At 70.2% G+C, this 18,433-nt stretch carries 17 protein-coding genes and 1 other RNA gene; 11 read left to right on the forward strand and 7 right to left on the reverse strand.

Annotation, left to right across the window (positions count from 1 at the left end):
* Positions 1 to 21 precede the first annotated feature (21 nt).
* Together ACFORO_RS28405 and ACFORO_RS28410 are read right to left on the reverse strand one after the other, a co-directional pair.
* Positions 22 to 1,389: a GntT/GntP/DsdX family permease gene (locus ACFORO_RS28405; RefSeq protein WP_354744761.1), complete on the reverse strand. Its 1,368-nt coding sequence runs from the start codon at positions 1,387 to 1,389 to the stop codon at positions 22 to 24.
* Positions 1,386 to 1,880, reverse strand: coding sequence for a gluconokinase (locus ACFORO_RS28410; RefSeq protein ID WP_377872120.1), 495 nt, complete (start codon positions 1,878 to 1,880; stop codon positions 1,386 to 1,388). The genes ACFORO_RS28405 and ACFORO_RS28410 overlap by 4 nt, the downstream gene beginning before the upstream one ends.
* Positions 1,881 to 2,006: 126 nt before the next feature.
* On the opposite strand from ACFORO_RS28410, the gene ACFORO_RS28415 reads away from it, so the two are divergent.
* Entirely contained in the window at positions 2,007 to 2,690 is a 684-nt protein-coding gene (locus tag ACFORO_RS28415; protein WP_377872166.1) for a FadR/GntR family transcriptional regulator, read from the forward strand.
* Positions 2,691 to 2,715: 25 nt separating this feature from the next.
* Positions 2,716 to 3,615 (forward strand): cobalamin biosynthesis protein CobD/CbiB, encoded by a 900-nt coding sequence (locus tag ACFORO_RS28420; RefSeq protein WP_377872121.1) that lies wholly within the window; start codon positions 2,716 to 2,718, stop codon positions 3,613 to 3,615.
* A gap of 4 nt (positions 3,616 to 3,619) precedes the next feature.
* Here the strand turns inward: ACFORO_RS28420 and ACFORO_RS28425 are convergent, their stop codons facing one another.
* The 3 genes from ACFORO_RS28425 to ACFORO_RS28435 form a co-directional block, all read right to left on the reverse strand.
* A complete protein-coding gene (locus ACFORO_RS28425; protein WP_377872123.1) occupies positions 3,620 to 4,228 on the reverse strand; it encodes an FMN-binding negative transcriptional regulator in 609 nt (202 codons plus the stop codon).
* Between the two features lie 67 nt (positions 4,229 to 4,295).
* Positions 4,296 to 5,126, reverse strand: a complete 831-nt coding sequence (locus tag ACFORO_RS28430) for an SURF1 family cytochrome oxidase biogenesis protein (protein WP_354744753.1) — start codon at positions 5,124 to 5,126, stop codon at positions 4,296 to 4,298.
* A 48-nt stretch (positions 5,127 to 5,174) separates the two neighbouring features.
* Entirely contained in the window at positions 5,175 to 5,636 is a 462-nt protein-coding gene (locus tag ACFORO_RS28435) for a low molecular weight protein-tyrosine-phosphatase (protein ID WP_377872124.1), read from the reverse strand.
* Positions 5,637 to 5,676: 40 nt separating this feature from the next.
* Between ACFORO_RS28435 and ACFORO_RS28440 the strand changes: the two genes are divergently transcribed.
* From ACFORO_RS28440 to ACFORO_RS28455, 4 genes are all read left to right on the forward strand, one after another.
* On the forward strand, positions 5,677 to 6,495 hold the full coding sequence (locus ACFORO_RS28440; protein WP_377872125.1) for a Nif3-like dinuclear metal center hexameric protein: 819 nt from the start codon (positions 5,677 to 5,679) through the stop codon (positions 6,493 to 6,495).
* Positions 6,496 to 6,512: 17 nt separating this feature from the next.
* Positions 6,513 to 7,250, forward strand: coding sequence for a zinc ribbon domain-containing protein (locus tag ACFORO_RS28445; protein WP_354744747.1), 738 nt, complete (start codon positions 6,513 to 6,515; stop codon positions 7,248 to 7,250).
* Positions 7,247 to 8,389 carry a bifunctional RNase H/acid phosphatase gene (locus tag ACFORO_RS28450; RefSeq protein WP_377872127.1) on the forward strand — a complete coding sequence of 381 codons (1,143 nt, stop codon included), beginning with the start codon at positions 7,247 to 7,249 and terminating at the stop codon, positions 8,387 to 8,389. Before ACFORO_RS28445 ends, ACFORO_RS28450 begins: the two co-directional genes overlap by 4 nt.
* A gap of 182 nt (positions 8,390 to 8,571) precedes the next feature.
* Positions 8,572 to 10,317: a hypothetical protein gene (locus ACFORO_RS28455; RefSeq protein WP_377872128.1), complete on the forward strand. Its 1,746-nt coding sequence runs from the start codon at positions 8,572 to 8,574 to the stop codon at positions 10,315 to 10,317.
* Here ACFORO_RS28455 and ACFORO_RS28460 read toward each other — a convergent pair.
* A complete protein-coding gene (locus ACFORO_RS28460) occupies positions 10,314 to 11,543 on the reverse strand; it encodes an SLC13 family permease (protein WP_377872129.1) in 1,230 nt (409 codons plus the stop codon). The genes ACFORO_RS28455 and ACFORO_RS28460 overlap by 4 nt on opposite strands.
* Positions 11,544 to 11,569: 26 nt before the next feature.
* Positions 11,570 to 12,700, reverse strand: a complete 1,131-nt coding sequence (sfnG, locus tag ACFORO_RS28465; protein ID WP_377872130.1) for a dimethylsulfone monooxygenase SfnG — start codon at positions 12,698 to 12,700, stop codon at positions 11,570 to 11,572.
* A gap of 236 nt (positions 12,701 to 12,936) precedes the next feature.
* On the opposite strand from sfnG, the gene rnpB reads away from it, so the two are divergent.
* From rnpB to ACFORO_RS28490, 5 genes are all read left to right on the forward strand, one after another.
* An RNA gene (gene rnpB / locus ACFORO_RS28470) (RNase P RNA component class A) lies at positions 12,937 to 13,328 on the forward strand.
* 22 nt (positions 13,329 to 13,350) lie between these two features.
* Positions 13,351 to 14,208, forward strand: coding sequence for an SCO6745 family protein (locus ACFORO_RS28475; protein WP_377872132.1), 858 nt, complete (start codon positions 13,351 to 13,353; stop codon positions 14,206 to 14,208).
* 470 nt (positions 14,209 to 14,678) lie between these two features.
* Positions 14,679 to 14,945, forward strand: a complete 267-nt coding sequence (locus ACFORO_RS28480; protein ID WP_344288458.1) for a hypothetical protein — start codon at positions 14,679 to 14,681, stop codon at positions 14,943 to 14,945.
* A 12-nt stretch (positions 14,946 to 14,957) separates the two neighbouring features.
* A complete protein-coding gene (locus tag ACFORO_RS28485; protein WP_354744737.1) occupies positions 14,958 to 15,446 on the forward strand; it encodes a hypothetical protein in 489 nt (162 codons plus the stop codon).
* Between the two features lie 3 nt (positions 15,447 to 15,449).
* On the forward strand, positions 15,450 to 18,407 hold the full coding sequence (locus ACFORO_RS28490; RefSeq protein WP_377896664.1) for an ATP-binding protein: 2,958 nt from the start codon (positions 15,450 to 15,452) through the stop codon (positions 18,405 to 18,407).
* Positions 18,408 to 18,433: the final 26 nt, after the last annotated feature.

Genomic DNA, 18,433 nt, shown 5'->3' on the forward strand with positions numbered 1-18,433 from the left:
CCGCCGTGAAAGGGCTCGGCGCTAAAGCAACGCGCCCAACGGCAGGATCAACGCGATCGCCACCACCGAGATCACCGTCTCCATCACCGACCAGCTCTTCAGCGTCTGCCCGACCGACATCCCGAAGTATTCCTTGACCAGCCAGAACCCGGCGTCGTTCAGGTGCGAAAAGAACAGCGACCCGGCACCGATGGCGAGCACCAGCAGGGCGTTGTGCGTCGGGTCGAGGGTCGCGGCCAGCGGGGCCACGATGCCCGCCGCGGAGACCGTCGCGACCGTCGCCGAACCCGTCGCCAAGCGGATCGCCACCGCGACCAGCCAGCCGAGCAGCAGCGGCGACAGGTGCGCGCCCTTGGAAAGGCTGGTGATCACGTCGCCGACCCCGGCGTCCACCAGGGTCTGCTTGAATCCGCCGCCCGCGGCCACGATCAGCATGATCCCGGCGATCGGGGCGAGGGAATCGCCGATGATCGACGACAGCCGTTCCCGGTTCAGCCGCGCCGGGCGGCCCAGCACGACCATGCCGACGAGGACCGCCAGCAGCAGCGCGACGAGCGGGTCGCCGATGAAGTCGAGGACCCGGCGGACCGGGTTTCCCTTGTCCGCCAAGATGTCCGCGAGCGCCTTGGCCAGCATCAGGACGACCGGCAGCAGCACCGTGGACAGCGTCGCGAAGAAGCTCGGGCGGTGCTTTTCGTCGGTGCCTTCGGATTCCGGGACCAGCCGGGCGGGCGGCGCGGCGTCGGGCACCATCTTGGCGGCCAGGCGGCCGAACAGCGGACCGGCGATGATCACCGTGGGAAGCCCGACCAGCAGGCCGAGGCCGAGGGTGAGGCCGACGTTGGCGTTCAGCGAACCGGCGGCGGCCAGCGGGCCGGGGTGCGGCGGGATCAGGCCGTGCAGCACCGAGAGCCCGGCCAGCGCCGGGATTCCCAGCAGCAGCACCGGTTTCCCGCTGCGCTTGGCGACCAGCAGCACCACCGGGATCAGCATGACCAGGCCGATCTCGAAGAACATCGGCAACCCGATCAGCGCGGCGATCAACGCCATCGCCCACGGCAGCCCGCCGCCGCGGACCCGGCCGAGCACGGTGTCGACGATCCGGTCGGCGCCGCCGGAATCGGCGAGCAGTTTGCCGAGCATGGCGCCGAAAGCGATCAATACGCCGACGGACGCGATAGTGCTGCCGACCCCGTTGGTGAAGCTCTTCAACAGCTTGTCCACCGGCATCCCGGCGACTAGCCCGAGCACGCCGGAGCCCAGCGTGAGTGCGAGCAGCGGGTGCAGTTTCACCTTGCTGATCAGCACCACGATCACGGCGATGGCGAGCACCGTGGCGAGGATCAGGCGGGTGTCGTGGCCGGTCCAGCCGGCGGCGAGGGTCGTCATGCGCGCTCCCGGAACGCTTTCAGCGCCGACGCGACGAGGTCGGCGGGCGGGCGGCTGATGTCGAGGGTCGCTCCCGGCTCGTCCGCTTCCAGCGGTTCGAGGTCGGCGAGCTGGGAATCGAGCAGCGAGACCGGCATGAAGTGGCCGGTGCGGGTCTTCATCCGCTCGGCGAGCAGGTCGCGCGAACCGTGCAGGTGCAGGAACCAGACGTCCCCGCCGCCGCGGAGCACGTCGCGGTAGCGCCGCTTCAACGCGGACGAACTCACCACCGCGCCGTTCTCATGGTGCTTCCCGATCCAGGACGCGATCGCCGCCAGCCACGGCGCCCGGTCCTCGTCGTTCAGCGGGTGCCCGGCGGTCATCTTTTCGATGTTCGCCCGCGGGTGGAAGGTGTCCGCCTCGGCATACACGGTCCCGAGCTGCTCCGCGATCGCTGTGCCGACCGTCGTCTTGCCCGAGCCCGATACGCCCATCACCACGATGACCGTCATCCGCACCTCCCACGTCTTTGTGCTCTGGAGAGTCAAACTCAAAAGTACTACTTAATCAAGAAGAAGTAGTACTTAATCGAGTCAGAGCGCTAGGTTAACCCGGTGGGGACTGATCGGCACGAGGAGATGCTCGACGGGCTCGGCGCGGCCATCGCGAGCGGCGAGCTGGCGCCGGGCGCGGTGTTGCGCTCCGAAGAACTGCAGGAGCGGTACGGGGCTTCGCGGACGGTGGCCCGCGAGGTTGTCCGGGTCCTCGAGACGATGGGGTTGACCAGCAGCCGCCGCCGCGTCGGGGTCACCGTCCGCGAGCCGGCCGAGTGGAATCACTATGACCCGAGGCTGATCCGCTGGCAGCTCGACGGCGCGGACCGGCCGGCCGCGCTGCGCACGCTGACCGAACTGCGCTCGGCCGTCGAGCCGTGCGCCGCCCGGTTCGCCGCGATCCGGGCGACCCCGGAGGAACGCGGGCGGATCCGCGCGCTGGCGGTGCATCTCCAGCGGACGGCGCGCGCTCGCGATCTCGACACCTTCCTCGGCCACGACGTCGCATTCCACGATCTGCTGCTGTCCGCGTCGCGGAATCCGATGTTCGCGCAGCTGTCCTCAGTGGTCGCCGAAGTGCTCGCCGGCCGCACCGGGCACGGCCTGATGCCGGACGAACCGCAGCCCGAGGCGGTCGCGCTGCACGTCGAGGTGGCGGAGGCGATCGACCTCGCCGACCCGGTGCGCGCCGAACGCGCGATGCGCGACATCGTGGAGCAGGCACGCGAGGAAATCGCCGCCGCGGTGTCGAGTAATCTCGGCGACTGAATCGTCCACGTTCGGGGGGCTGCAAGTGAGCGCGGCGCGCGCGATCGGCTTGATTCTCGGTTTGGCCGCAGACGGAGCACTCGGCGACCCGCGGCGACGGCCGCCGGTGACCGCTTTCCGCCAGGTAGTCGCCGCCACCGGTTCGCGGCGCGCGGCCGGTCTCGGAATCGCTGGCGCGGCCGTCGCGGCTGGCGTGCTGGTCGAGCGCAGCGGCCGCCGCAGCCCGGTGTTGCAGGCGACAGCGACGGCGGTGGCGACGTGGGCGGTCGTCGGCGCGGCCGGGCTGGCGACGCAGGGGACGGAACTGGCCCGCGATCTCGAAGAGGGCCGTCTCGAACCTGCGCGCGACACACTGTCCGAACTGGACCCGCGCGTCACCGACGGGCTCGGGACGATCGGGCTTTCCCGTGCGTCTGTGGAAACTTTGGCGGAGAACACGTCCGAAGTGGTCGTGACACCGTTGCTGTGGGGCGCGGTCGCGGGCGTGCCCGGGCTGCTCGCGGCGCGGACGATCGGACTGCTGCGTCGCCTGCTCCCTGGACACTGGGCGATCGACCGGCTCGATGAACTCGTCCACCTCCTGCCGACCCGGGTGGCCGCCGCGCTGACCGTTGTGGGTGCGCCGGTGGTGGGCGGTTCGGCGGGTGGCGCGTGGCGGGCTTGGCGGCGCGACACGATCGCGCACCCGAGCCCGAACGCCGGTCGCGTTGAGGCGGCTTTCGCTGGTGCGCTGGAGATTCGGGTCGGCGGGCGGACCGAGTATCCGCAGGGCGTGGTGGAGCTGCCGGTGCTCGGGGTCGGCCGGAATCCGGACGCTGGGCACGTGACGCGCGCGGTGGAACTGTCCCGAGTGGTCGGTTGGCTGGCCGCCGGGACGTCGGTGGTCGTGGCGGTGCTGACCGGATTGCGTCGCCGAAACCCCTGAGCCGTCAGGGTTTCAGGTGCGCGATGGCCTCCGCGTCGCCGAAACCGTCCCGTTCGGACAGTCGGGCCCCGATCCGTTGCCGGTCCTCGGATTTCTTGTTCCCGCCGTACTTGAACTTCGCCCGCACCTCGGTCACGGTCAGCTCGATGCCGCGAATCCCGGGCAGCAGCCGCCGGTCCGGAGCGTCCACGGCGGACACCGGGGTGCGCTTGCCGCCCGGCTCGAAGTGCGCCAGTTGGTGGTTCAGCAGCGCGGCCTTCTCCGCCGGGTCGTCGACGAGGCGGACGTCGCAGGCCAGCTGCACGCTCGCGTAGTACGACGTGGGCACGCCCAGCGCGGGATCGTCGGCGGTGTTCCAGTCCGAACGGATGTACGTGTAGTCGCCGGTCACCGTCAGCAGCGCGCGCGGGTGTTCTTCCAGCAGCGGCCACACCGGGTTCGGCCGGGCGAGGTGCAGGCGGACGGTCGCTTCGCCGTCGAAGACGAAGTGCGTCGGCACGACCACCGGGAGATCACGGCCGCGGCCGCCGGCGACCAGTTCGCCGAAATCGTGTCCGGCGAGCCAGTCCCGCCATTCGTTCTCGTCCGCGGTGTCCCAGGGATGGATCAGCATGCCGCCAGTATCAGCGCCGCGAGTGGCCCGGACAAAGAGCCATTTTTCCGGAGAACGACCAGGCCACTCAGGCGGTCGGCGTGTACTCGTCCTCTTCTTCGGCGAGCATCTCCGCGACGGACTTGCGCCGGCCGCGCTGCGGGCGTTCGGTTGTCAGCGCGCCGCCCGGACGCAGCTCGCGGATCGTGAAGTACAGCCAGCCCAGCAACGCCATCGTGCCGAACGCCAGCCACTGCAGCGCGTAGGAGAAGTACGGGCCCGACTCCAGCTGCGGCAGCGGAAGCGCCTTGAGCACGCCGGGCTGGTTCCCGTCGAGCTGGAAGTAGCCAGGCCGGATAGTGAGGCCGGAAGACTTCGCGACCACGCGCGAATCGACGGTGTAGCTCTGCAGCTTCCCGTTCGTCGACGCGTCAGCGAACGCGTCGCGGTTCTTCGGGTCCGTCTCGTCGCTTCGCACGCGCGCGACGACCGTCACCTGTCCGCCCGGTGCTGCCGCGTACGGAAGGACGCCGGAGTTGCTGCTGAGCCCGACGTAGCCGCGGTCGACGAGGTACACAGTGCCGTCGGTGGCGCGAAGCGGCGTGAGGACCTCGTACGCGCCTTCGCCCTGCACAGTGCGCAGCCGCGCGACAACTTCCGCCGAAGGCAGGTACGTGCCGGTGATCGACACGAGGTGCCACTCGGTGTTCTTGTCCGGCTTCGTCCCGGGCGGCAGCAGCTGTGCCGCGGGAGCGGGCTTCGCGGTGAACGACGTGGTCAGCGCGTTGTTCTGGGTGACCTGTTCGCCGTCGCGGCGGAACTGCCACGGGGCCAGCAACGTGTAACAGCAGATGGCGAAGGTGAACACCACCACTGTCAACGCCAGCCATCCCGGCCGGAGCAGAAACCGCAACCGCACCCCTCTACGGTAGGCCGTCGCGTTCCGTGCGCGCACCCGGACCGGACGTCACGCCTGTTCGCGGACCCAGTCCAGCAGCCCCGGCACGCTCCGCTCGATCATCCCGAGCACGTCCTCGAAGCCGTCGTCGCCGCCGTAATACGGGTCCGGCACCTCGGCGCCTTCCGGAGCGGACGGGTCGAAGGAGCGCAGCAGCCGTACCCGCGCAGGGTCTTCGACGCGGGACTGCAGGAAGCCCAGGTGACTTTCGTCGGCGGCGAGCAGCAAGTCGGCTTCGAGGTCTTCGTCGCTGACCTCGGCCGCGATGTGCTCAGTGGGGTAGCCGTGCGCCTTCAACGTGGCGCGCGCCCGCCGGTCGGCCGCCTCCCCGACGTGCCACGGCCCGGTTCCCGCGCTGGACACGTGCACGGCGTCGGTGAGGCCCGCGTCGGCGAGCTTCTTGCGGAAGACGAGCTCCGCCATGGGGGAGCGGCAGATATTTCCCGAACACACAAACACCAGGGAAGGCATGGTCGGAAGTCTCCCAGAGCGATCGTGCGAGGATCCCCAGGTGCCTGCATTAGCCGAGATCATCGCCGTCCTCGAACGCAGTTACCCGCCCCGGCTGGCGGAAAGCTGGGACGCGGTCGGGCTCGTCTGCGGAGACCCGGCCGAGGACGTCGCCCGCGTGCTGTTCTGCGTCGACCCGGTCGAGGAGACGCTCGCCGAGGCCGAGGAAATCGGCGCGCAGCTGATCGTCGCGCACCATCCGCTGCTGCTGCGCGGCGTGCACGGCGTCCCCGCGGACACCGCCAAGGGCTCGCTCGTGCACCGCATGATCCGCGGCGGCATCGCGCTCTACTGCGCGCACACCAACGCCGACTCGGCCGACCCCGGCGTGTCCGACGCGCTCGCGGAGGCCATCGGGCTCGTGGTCGACCGGCCGCTCGACCCGCAGGAACCGGGCGGTGCCACCGGGATCGGCCGGATCGGGCACCTGCCCGCCGCGGAGCCGTTCGCGCAGTTCGTCCAGCGGGTCGCCGACGCGTTGCCGGTCACCGTGCCCGGCGTGCTCGGCGCGGGAGACGAGGACCGGCCGATCCGTACCGTCGCGGTTTCCGGCGGTGCGGGCGACTCCTATCTCGCGAAGGCGACGGCCGAGGGCGTCGACGCGTACGTGACCGCGGATCTGCGCCACCATCCCGCCGGCGAACACCTCGCCGCGGCGGGAACCGTGCCCGCGCTGGTCGGCTTGACGCACTGGGCCAGCGAGTGGCCGTGGTGCGGACAGGCCTCGGCCCTTGTCGGCGCGGCCTTTGCGGGTACCGTCGAAGCTCACGTCTCCACGCGGTGCACCGACCCGTGGACCATCCGCGCTACCACCCAGTAACTAAATCAGGGAGCACAGTGAAGGCCGACCCCGCCGTCCAGCGTCAGCTGCTCGAACTCGCGAAGGTGGACGCCGAGCTTTCGCGCGTCGCGCACCGCCGCCGCACCTTGCCCGAGCTCGCCGAGATCGAGGCCGGGGAGAAGTCCGCCAGGGAGAAGCGCGACGCGCTCGTGTCCGTCCAGACCGCGTCCTCGGACCTCGACCGGGAAATCGCCCGGCAGGAGAAAGAGGTCGAATCGGTGCGGGCGCGCGTCGACCGCGACCGCAAGCTGCTGGAATCCGGATCGATCGGCGCCAAGCAGATGACCGATGTCGAGCACGAGCTGCAGACGCTGGGCCGTCGGCAGGGAGCGCTCGAGGACGACCTGCTGGAACTGATGGAGCAGCGCGAGGCGCTGGGCCTGGACGCGCAGCGCACCAGCGCCGAGGTCGACAAGGCGGTGCAGGAGGTCGAGGCCGCCACGGCGCGCCGCGACGAGGCGTTCAAGGACCTCGACACCACCGAGGCCCGCCGCAAGGAGGACCGCGCGAAGCTGCTGCCGCGGTTCCCGGAGCCGCTGCTCAAGCTGTACACCCGCGTCTACGACCACAAGGGCATCGGTGCGGCGCTGCTGCGGGCCCGCCGGTGCGGCGCCTGCCAGCTCGAACTCGACCGCAACACCATCTCCGAGATCAAGGCCGCGGCCGAGGACAGCGTCGTGCAGTGCGACAACTGCGGCGCGATCCTGGTCCGCACGCTGGAGTCGGGCCTGTGAGCGAACGGGCGATCGTCGAGGCCGACGGCGGATCCCGGGGCAACCCCGGCCCGGCGGGCTACGGCGCGGTCGTGAAGGACGCGGCCACCGCCGAGGTCCTCGCCGAGCGCTACGAATACCTCGGCATTACCACGAACAACGTCGCGGAGTACTCCGGGCTCGTCGCCGGGCTCGCCGCGGCGGCCGAGCTCGGAGTGTCCATTGTGGACGTCCGGATGGACTCGAAGCTCGTGGTGGAGCAGATGTCCGGCCGGTGGAAGATCAAGCACGCCGCGCTGCAGCCGCTCGCCGCGCAGGCGCGCGAGATCGCGGCGGGCTTCGACCGCGTCGGCTACACCTGGATCCCGCGCGCGGAGAACTCGCACGCGGACCGGCTCGCGAACGTCGCGATGGACAGCGCCGGGTCCGGGGCCACCTCGCCCGCCCCGCTCGCCGAAACGCGGCCGAAGGCCAAGGTTTCCGAGCCGGACCGGGTGTCCCCGGCGGGCTGGACCGGAGCCCGCGGCACGCCCACCAAGCTGCTCCTGCTGCGCCACGGCCAGACCGAGATGTCGGTCGACCGCCGCTACTCCGGGCGCGGCGACGTCCCGCTCACCGAACACGGCCGCGGCCAAGCCGCTGCGGCGGCGAAACGGCTGGCCGCGATGCCGGGGCTGATCGGCGAGGACGGCGAACCGGCCCCGATCATCTCGTCGCCGCTGATCCGCACCAAGCAGACCGCGCAGGCGGTCGCCGACGCGCTCGGCGGCCGGGTCGAAACGCATCCCGGCCTCATCGAGACCGACTTCGGCGAATGGGAGGGCCTCACTTTCGGCGAGGCCGCGCAACGGGATCCGGAACTGCACCGCTGCTGGCTGAGCGATTCGTCGTGCCCGCCGCCCGGCGGCGAGAGCTTCGACGCGGTCCACGAGCGGGTCGGCAAGGCCCGCCGCGACCTCGTCGAGCAGTACGACGGGCGCACGGTGCTCGTGGTCAGCCACGTGACGCCGATCAAGACCCTGCTGCGGATGGGGCTCGACGCCGGGCCGTCGCTGCTGTTCCGGCTGCACCTCGACCTGGCGTCGCTGTCGATCGTCGAGTTCTATCCCGACGGCAACGCCTCGGTCCGGTTGGTGAACGACATCTCGCATCTGCCCTGAGCGGCGTTGATGTGACGTGGATCACGGTCGGGGATGACGTGTGAAACGCCCCGAATGAGGTATTGGCTAGAGTGCGGTGTCGACCGCGGCGCCGCGGCGCTGGTCCCGGCCGGGACTTCAAGGGGGGCGCAGGCTCGTGCGTTTCTTCGGCAGCATCCGCAAGTGGAAACAGTGACGAGGACATGACGGCTAGCGCACTCACCGCAGTATCGGAGCCCGACCTGCCGGGGGAGGAGACGACCGACCCGCCCGCGCGGTTCAAGCTCAGCTGGCTGGCGTCGACGCTGGCGGTGCTGGCCGGCGTGGCCGCGATCGCCTGGCACGCCACCCGCTACGGGCACTGGATCGTCGACGACGCGGCCATCACGTTCTCCTACTCGCGCAGCGTCGCCGACGGGCTCGGCCCGGTGCTGGCCCCCGGCCAGCCGCCGGTGGAGGGCTTCTCGGACCCGACGTGGATGATCCTGCTCGCGCTGGGCAAGGTCGTCGGCCTCTTCGACAAGGGCCTGCTGTTCGGCATCCCGGACTACGTGCTGTTCCCCAAGCTGCTCGGCCTGTTCTTCGCCGCGGGCATCCTGGTGCTGTGCCATCTGGTGGCCCGGCAGGGGTTCCGCAGGCACGCGTGGGCGATCACGCTGGCCACCGGCCTCGGGCTGGCGGCGATCCCGTCGTTCGTGATCTGGGTGGTCTCCGGTCTCGAGAACTCGCTGTTCGCGTTCTTGATCACCGCGTTGGCGGCGCTGCTGTTCACCGCGCTGCGCAAGGAAAACTCGCTGTCGTTCAAGGTCGCGATCGTCGCGGGCGTGCTCGTCGCGGCCGCCGCGCTGACCCGGCCGGAAGGCCTGATCTACGCCAGCGCGTACCCGATCGTCCTGCTGTTCGGCGTGAAGCGCGAGGGTTTCTGGCCCAGCCTGCGGTCCGCACTGGTGTCCATCGCGGCCTTCGCCGTGCTGTTCGGCGGCTACGTCGTCTGGCGCTACACGGAGTTTCACCGGCTGCTGGCCAACCCGTCGGTCGCCAAGAAGCAGGGGCTGCCCACCTTCGCGTCGATCATCCGGCCGAACCAACTGGTGGAGTACGTGGGCATCGCGCTGACGCTCGTGCTGGTCGCGGCGGTCGTGTGGGCGCTGGTCAAGGCTCCGTGGCGGCGTCCGCTGATCGGGCTGGTCACGCCGCTCGTGCTCGGCGTGATCGCGTACGGCGTGATGGTTCCGGACTGGATGGCGCAGTACCGCTTCGCGACGCCGGTGTGGGTGCTCGGCACGCTGTGCGGCGTCATGGCCGTCGCCGAACTGCTGCGTTCGCTGGCGAAGGTGCAGTGGCGAGCGGTCGCGGCGCTCGTGCTCGTGGCCGCGTCGGTGCCGTCGGCGATCGGCTTCGTGAACCAGTCCGACGAGTTCATCAAGAGCCCCACCGTCCCGGCGTGCCTGATCGCGGACCGCTTCGGCCGCGGCTTCAACACCTACGCCGACATGCTCGGCCTGCAGCAGGCGTCGCTGCTGCTGCCGGACCTCGGCGGCTCGTCGATGACCAGCCGACTCGAACTGGTCGACATGGCCGGCCTGGTCAACGCGCCGATCGCGGACCTCACGCACAAGGAAGACATCGCCGGCCTGCGCGACTACGTGTTCGACACGGTGAAGCCGACCTTCATCCACTCGTGGGGCCCGTGGGCGGACGGCAACGAGATCAGCATCGACCCGCGCATCGACCGGGACTATGTCCCGATCCTCGTGTACCCCGGCCCGGGCAAGCGCCAGGGAGACTTCGTCCGCAAGGACGCGGTCACCGACTCGGCGAAGCTCGCCGCTGTCCAGCACTACGCGCAGGTGACGATGATGAACGTGGAAGCGCAGCGGTTCGGGGACGGTCTGGACGACTGTGGTCCGACGTTGTCGCGCGGCAGCACGATCGCGCCGCGCGGCTAAAGCACCAGCCACAACGCGCACGTCGCCGCAGCCAAGGCCAGCGGCGTCGTGAGCGCACCGAGTCTCAGGAATTCGCCTACCGGCGGATGCTGTCCATGCCGGACGACGACACGGCGCCACAGCAGCGTCGCGAGCGAGCCGAGGTACGTCGCGTTCGGGCCGATGTTCACGCCCAGCAGCACGGCGAGCAGCACGCCCTGATTCGGGTGCGGGCCGAGGACGGACAGCAGGATCAGCGTCGCGGGCAAGTTGTTGACGACGTTCGCCAGCGCCGCCGCGATGGCGGCGGCGAGGAGCAGTTCGGGCAGCCCGGCCGTAGTTGGCAGGATTGAGCGCAGCAGCCCGCCGAGAACGTGTTCGTTGACCGCTTCGACCACCACGGCGAGGGCGAGCACGAAGAGGATCAGCAGCGGGGACGCTTCGGTGAGCACCTGCCAAGGCCGGATCTTCCGCTCCGCCAAGGCTTTCGCGGCCAGCACGAGCGCGGTCAGCGCGGCGACCCAGACCGGTTCGACGTGCACCAGCTGTCCGGTCGCGAATCCGGTCAGCATCACCGCCAGCACGACGAGGGTGAAGACCGGCGCTTCGCGGTGTTCGGGGCGGCGGGTGCTGGCCGGTTCGCGGAGGTCCTTGCGGAAGAACCAGGCGAACGCGGCGAGTTCGACGGCGAGCGTGACCAGCCAGGGCAACGCCATCAGCGCGGTGAAACCGGCGAAGGTGAGGCCGGAAGCGGTGAAGGCGAGCAGGTTCGTGAGGTTGGAGACGGGAAACAGCGTGGACGCCGAGTTGGCCAGGTGCGCGCACGCGTAGACGTGCGGGCGCGCGGTGAGTTTCAGTTCCGCCGCGGTGGCGAGGACGACCGGGGTCAGCAGGACGACGGTGGCGTCGAGGCTCAGCACGGCGGTGACGATCGCCGCTGCGGCGAAGGTGAGCAGCAGCAGCCGAGGTTGCCGCCCGCGGCAGATTTCGGCGAGCTCGGCGCCTAGCCAGGTGAAGACTCCTTCTACCGCGGCGAGGTGGCTGACCAGCAGGATCGCTGCGAGAAAGCCCATCGTCGGCAGCATCTGGACGACCCGTTCGCCCGCTTCGTGCGGGGAAATCAGGCCAAGCGCGAGGACGACACCGGCGGCGGGGACCGCGAAGACAGCCTCCGGGAGACCGCGTGGGCGCGCCATGGCGAACCAGAGCGTTCCGGCGAGAAGAAGCAGAGACAGGGCACCGTTCACGCCCGAACGCTAGCCGCCGCGAGATCTCAGATCCCTGCCGGTTCCGGGACTCCCGCGCCGCGTTCCAGTACCCGCTCCTTCTCGCGGATCACCGGCAGCACCGTCCGGCCGAAGTGCTCGACGTCCTCCAGATAGTGCAAAAACCCGAGCAACAGCAGGTTCGCGCCGCGCTTTTTGTACTCGATCGCGCGGTCCGCGATTTGTTCCGGAGTGCCGATCAACCCGGTCCGGAATCCGTCGTTGTACTGCACCAGGTCCGCGAACTCCGAATCCGCCCACATGCCCTTGGTGTCCGAAGTGGACTTCCCGGCCTGCGCGACCGCCGAGCGGAATCCTTCGACGGCGGGCACGTTCGCCTTCGCCACGATCTCCCGCAGCACCTCGCGCGCCTCGGCTTCGGTTTCGCGGGCGATCACGAAGCCGTTGAGCCCGAAGCGCACCGCGTGGTCGTTCTCGGCGGCGTACCCGCGCACCTCGTCGACCTGCTCGCTGAAATCGGCGAAATCCTTGCCGTTGCTGAAATACCAGTCCGAAACGCGACCGGCCAGCTTACGCGCCGCGGTGGAGTTGCCGCCCTGGAAGACCTCCGGATGCGGCCGTCCGGGACCGGCGACCGGTTTGGGTTTGATGTCGAAATCGTGGATGCGGTAGAAATCGCCGCCGAACTCGGCGTGGTCGTCGGTCCACAATTGTTTGAGCACGCGGATGAACTCCTCCGAGCGGCGGTAGCGCTCGTCGTGTTCGAGCCAGGGCTCTCCGAGACCGGTGAACTCGTCTTTGAACCAGCCGCTGACCACGTTCACCGCCGCCCGGCCGCTGGAGATGACGTCCGCGCTGGCGATGAACTTCGCGAGCACGCCGGGCTGCCACAGTCCTGGGTGGACGGCCGCGATGACCTTCAGCCGCTGCGTCGCGAGCAGCAGCGCCAGGCTGAAACCGGTGGATTCGTGCTGGTAGGCGGCACCGTAGCTGGCGGTGTAGCGGACCTGGGTGAGCGCGTATTCGAAGCCGTTGTTCTCGGCGAGCACGGCCAGGTCGCGGTTGTACTCGTAGCCCCAATCGGTGCGCTGTTCGATGTCGCTGGTGACCAGGCCGCCGCTCACATTCGGGACCCAGTAAGCGAATTTCAGGGGTTCGTGGGGTTCAGGTGCGGACATGGCGGGAGTGAAACAGCGGCCGGGCACGGTGGCAAAGGGCGTCCACGCGGTGGAATGTGCCTGCGGCGCGGAAGGTCCGTGAGGGGAACCCTGAGGGACTCTGAGTCCCTCAGGGTTCCCCTCACGGACGAGGGCATCGCGACAGCGAATCCGCCGCAGCCAGAGCTGCTGAGAAACCTCAATGTGCCAACCCGTGCCGGTGCTCCGGCCGTCCCCGGGTACGCTGCTCCGGCGGACGAGCTGGCAGGACGGTCGCGGCCCGGGTTCTCCCGGTCCGAGGAAAGTCCGGACTCCGCAGGGCAGGGTGGTTGCTAACGGCAACCCGGGGCGACCCGCGGGACAGTGCCACAGAAAACAGACCGCCCCCGTCTCGGCGGGGGTAAGGGTGAAACGGTGGTGTAAGAGACCACCAGCATCCCGGGTGACCGGGATGGCTCGGTAAACCCCACTCGGAGCAAGGCCAAGAGGGAGCTTCGCTCCTGCGCAGGCGATCGAGGGCGGCCCGCCCGATGCCTGCGGGTAGGCCGCTGGAGCCTGCCGGCGACGGCAGGCCGAGATGGATGACCGTCGCCCGGTCCGCCGCGAGGCGGCCCGGGAACAGGATCCGGCTTACATGCCAGCTCGTCCGCCCGATCGCTACGATCGGGCGCATGGGTCAAGCCGTCGCCGCCGCTGTCGCCTTCCGGACCACCTTCGACGCTCTGCACGCTCCCGTCTACTTCGCGCCGGAGACTCAGCAGCGGCTCGCCGCCGTGGGGCTCAAACCGGGGTCGATGACCTACTTCGCCAGCCGCGCCGCGGCGATGGGCGCGGTCGGACCTGGCACGGTCACCGCGACCTTCTACAGCTTCAGCCCCAGCCTGATCGCGCACTTCGTCCCGCGTGTCTGGACGCTCGCCACCCCGGAGACCGTCCTGGAAGCCCGGCTCGCTGCCGTCGACGAGGTCTACCGCAGGCTGTTCGGCGACGAGACGCTCGCGTCCGCGGAGGTCGCCGAGGCGGCGGCGCTCGCGCGCGAAGCGACCGAAGGCTGCCGTCCGGAGGGGCGTCCGCTCTACGCCGCCCACGCGGACCTGGCGTGGCCCGAGGAGCCGCACCTCGCGCTCTGGCACGCGACCACGCTGCTGCGCGAGCACCGCGGAGACGGGCACGTCGCGGCGTTGACCACGAATGGCCTGCCCGGTCTGGAGGCACTGGTCACGCACAGCGCGACGGCGAACGGAACACCGCCGGACACCGCCAAACGCACCCGCGGCTGGAGCGACGACGAGTGGGACGCGGCCGCGTCCAGGCTGGCCGCCGACGGAATCCTCGGCGCGGACGGCGCGCTCACCGAACGCGGGCTGGCGTTCCGCGAACACGTGGAGACGGCGACGAACGCGGCGGCACAGGGCCCGTGGCGGCGCCTCGGCGAGGAGAAGACGGCTCGGCTGGAACAGCTGTGCGCCGCGCTCAGCCGCCGGGTGATCGAAGCCGGCGCGATCCCCAGCAGCGCGTTCCGGGCCTGATCCTCGAGACGGCCTGGAACTGCCCGGGATCACGCTTTGTAGTGAACAAATGCGCACATCGGACGTGATGGTGACCGTTATCGCATCAGAGAGTGATCAATTCCGGATTGTTTTCCAATCCGGTTGTCACTCACCGGACTCGCGGCGGAACGCCGATCGGGGCATGCCACACTGGTCCCTGCCCGACACGCCGGTCCGGGGCGCACTGAGAGTGAGCGCCGCACGATTTGCGGAGCCGCACCGCCGGAACACTGCGCAATCCGGGTGGCTTGGGTTATTCCGGAGCACCCTTGCCACGATGATGGAGGGCGAGGAATCCTGACCACCGGACCGCAGCACCCGCCCGCTAACCACAAGTCGACATCTACGCAGCGCGCTTTGACCATTACCCCTTGTAACGCCATGATGGTGTTCGTAGCTTCGCCGAAGCCAGAACAGCGCGGCGCCTGCCGTGCACCGGGAGTATCGCGATGACCAGCATGACCGCCCTTGAGACGTTCGTGGCCGAAGGGCTCGGCACCAGCAACGTCCGCACCTGGCTGCTCGACAACGTCATCCCGCTCGTACTGCTGGCGGTGGCGTTGCTGCTGCTGTGGCTCGGCGGCGGCAAGGGCGACAACGCGGGAGTCATGCGGCGGCTCGCCGGCGTGGTCATCGCGCTCGCGATCATCGGACTCGCGGTCAGCGGAGCGGGCGTCAACGTGGGCCAGTGGATCGCCGGCCTCTTCACCGGCTGAGGCGGAGCAGGCGTGCGGATCAGGACCGATGACGAGGTGTACCGGGTCGATGCCGTCTGGCTCGGCCCGCCGAAAGCGACTTTTCCCTGGCGAGCCCGATACGTGGCATGGCTCGTCGGCATTCCGGTCTTCCTGGTCGTGCTCACCGTGGAGCGGTGGGTCGGCTGGAGTTTCGGGTTCTTTTCCACGGCGTGGGCGTTCGTGGCCACGATCGTGATCACCAGGCTGATCACCGCCAAGATCAGTCACGAGCGCCCGCTGGGCGCGGTGATCGCGATGATGGGCCAGGAATTGCGCGCGCCGCGCGAACGGTCCTCGGGCGCGGGCGGCGCGGTGAGCGCCAGCCGGGTCCGGGTGCGGGCGGAGCGCCCGCTGCCGAAGCACAAGAGAAGGCGGCAGTACCAGCACCGCGACCCTCGTCGCGGTGCTGGCACGAGTGCCGGGAAACAGGGAGCACCACGAGCGCGCCGGAGCCGCCCCGCGGCTCGGGCCGGGAGGTAGTCGTTGTTCGGTCGCGGCGGAAGCCGAGGGAAACGGGAGCAAGACGTCCCCGCCGGCGCGTGGAACGCGCCACCGCGGGGCCGTCCGCCGTCCGGCGGCACAAACTCCGGCGGCAAGGGCCGCCGGCTGCCCGGTGAGCAGGCGATACCGGCGTACACGCCGTCGATCGCCGCGCGCAGCATCGACGGCCACCTGCTGCGGACCGGGTACGAGGTGTACGCCTGGTACCGGCTCGCGCCGCAGCGCTGGTCGTTCCGTTCCGATTCGCAGCGCCGCGACCTGATCGCGGCCATCGCGGGCCAGTACGCCGAACTGCAGGGCCGCTGGCTGCACCTGCGCGTCACGAACCGGCCGTACCCGATCCGGATGTGGGCCGAGGCGCACGTGCACAACGCGGTCGGCAGGCCGGGCGACGTGCCGGGCGCGCTGTCGTTCGACGACTACCTGATCGGCGAGCAGCAGCAGCTGATGGGCCGCTCGATGGCGGAAAAAGAGGTCTACCTCGGCGTCCAGGTGCAGACCCGGCGCATGGTGGACCGCGCGGTCGAACGCGCCGCGCCCGTGCTGCGCCGGATCCTGCCCGAGGCGGTCGACGCCGAACTGGCCGCGCTCGACTCCGAGATCGAGCACCTCGACCAGGTCATCGGCAGCGCCGGGCTGGAAGGCCGTCCGGTGCACGCCGAGGAGATGTCCTGGCTCATGCACCGCTCGTGCTCGCTGGGCCTTCCCGCGCCGCGGAACATGCCCGCGGTGCCGGGTGCGGCGTGGGAGCCCGAGGACCTCGCCAGCTTCACCGACGCGGCTGATTTCCACGCCGACCCGTACGCGCCCACAGTCACCGTGCGTGGCCGCACCGGGTCCAACGCCGGCGTGTCGCGGCATCTCGCGGTGCTCACCGTCGGCCAGATGCACGGGCTGCAGATCCCCGAGGTCGACGACCCGTGGATCCAGCACGCGGACCGGCTGCCCGCGGCGGTCGAGGTGTCCGCGCGGATCTACGTGCGGCGTCCGGAAGAGGTGTCCGGCGAGCTGCAGCGGCAGATGAACAAGGTCCGCTCGCAGGTCAAGCACTACACCGACGAGCACGAGCTGGAACCGCCGCAGTCGCTGGCCCGGCAAGCGGGCCGGGTGCTGGAGATCGACGACGAGATGACGTCGGGCTTCACCGCGCTCGCCACTCGCGTGCGGTCGTGGTGGCGCCTCGCGGTGTCCGGTCCGACCGAGCGCGACGCACTGCGGCTGGCCCAGCAGCTGCTGGACCTGTACAAGCCGAAGATCGCCATCGAGCACCCGGAAGCGCAGTACGCGATGGCCAGGGAGTTCATCCCGGGCGAGCCACTGGCCTCGGGCGCGTACATGCGCCGCGGTTCGGTGGTGTGGACGGCGTCCTCGGTGCCCACCGCGACCGCGGAGGTCGGCGACCGGCGCGGGATCCTGCTCGGCGAAACGGTCACCGCGACGCGGCGTCCGGTGGCCTGGGACCCGTGGATGGCGCAGGAGATCCGCGACGGATCGGGCCTCACCGCGATGGTCGCCGGACTCGGCGGCGGCAAGTCGTTCCTCGGCGGCGGCATCGTCTACAAGACGCTGCGGGCCGGGGCGCACTGGACGATCCTCGACCCGTCCGGCCCGCTGTCGCGGCTGTGCGACCTGCCGGAGATCCGGCCGTACGCGCGGCCGATCAACCTGCTCAACGCCCAGCCGGGCATCCTCAACCCGTACCGGGTGGTCGCCGATCCGCTGATCGAGCACTTCATGGACGAGGAGGACCCGGAACGCTCGTGGCGGCGCGAAAAGGCGCTGGCCGGGGCGACCCGGCGGCGGCTGGTGCTCGACGTGCTCACCGGCGTGCTGCCGTACGAGGTGTCGCGGATGGCGCAGACCCGGATCGTGCTGCTGCGCGCGGTGCGCGCGGTCGGCGGCCGGTTCGACGCGGACCCCGGCCAGGTCATCGACGCGCTGCGGCGGGATTCGAGCGAGCACCACGAGCACGCGGTCGTGGTCGCGGACTTCCTGGACGAGATGCGCGAGCGGATGGCGCTGCTGATCCCGGAAACCGACGCGGACCCGTACGCCGAGACCCGCGACGACCGGATGACCGTGCTGACCATGGCGGGCCTGACCCTGCCGAAGGACGGCGTGCCGCGCGAGTACTGGACCGACGCCGAATCGCTCGGCGTGGAGATGCTGAACCTCGCGGCGTGGCTGACCCAGCGGTCGGTGTACGAGAAGCCGAAGGAACTGCGCAAGGGCGTCTGGATCGACGAGGCGTTCTTCCTGTCCGAGGTGCCGACCGGGCGCGTGCTGATGAACCGGTTCGCGCGTGACTCGCGGAAGTGGAACGTCCGGGTGCTGCTGTCGTCGCAGATCCCGGCGGACTTCCTGAAGATCCAGGGTTTCGTGGCGCTGCTGGACTCGGTGTTCGTCGGCAGGCTCGACGACGACGACGCACAGGCCGACGCGCTGCGGCTGCTGAAGGTGCCGGTCGGCGTCGGCTACGAGCAGGTCGTCGCCGCACTGGGCCGTCGGCCAGGAGCCCAGCGCGGGCTGGAACGCGACATGGAACCCCGGCAGTTCATCTTCGGCGACGGCGCCGGCGGCGTGGAGCGCATCCGCGTCGACTTCTCCGGCCCGCATCTCGACCCGCTGCGCGCGGTCATGGACACCACCCCGGGCTCGCCCGACGCGCGCACGAAACCCGGCAGCGAACTCGTGGCACCCCACGAGGACGAGGCCAAGCCGTATGTCCCCGCCCCACCGGAGGACGACGAGCTGGAACACGACTTCGAACTCCAAGCGGAACTCGAGGTCGGTCTTGCCGACGAGCAGCTCCTGGGCTCGCCGGACCCGCTCGCGTCCGAGACCGGCGAGGTGGAGGGTGCAGTGCGCAACGGACGGCAGGAGGACCGGCACGCCCGCGCCGGCGGCAAGGGCGGCGGCACCGGCAGGGATGCCGCATGAACCCCGGTGATCCGGGCCGGCCCGCG

The organism is Amycolatopsis halotolerans (assembly GCF_042647905.1).
GTDB classification, from domain to species: Bacteria; Actinomycetota; Actinomycetes; order Mycobacteriales; family Pseudonocardiaceae; genus Amycolatopsis; species Amycolatopsis halotolerans.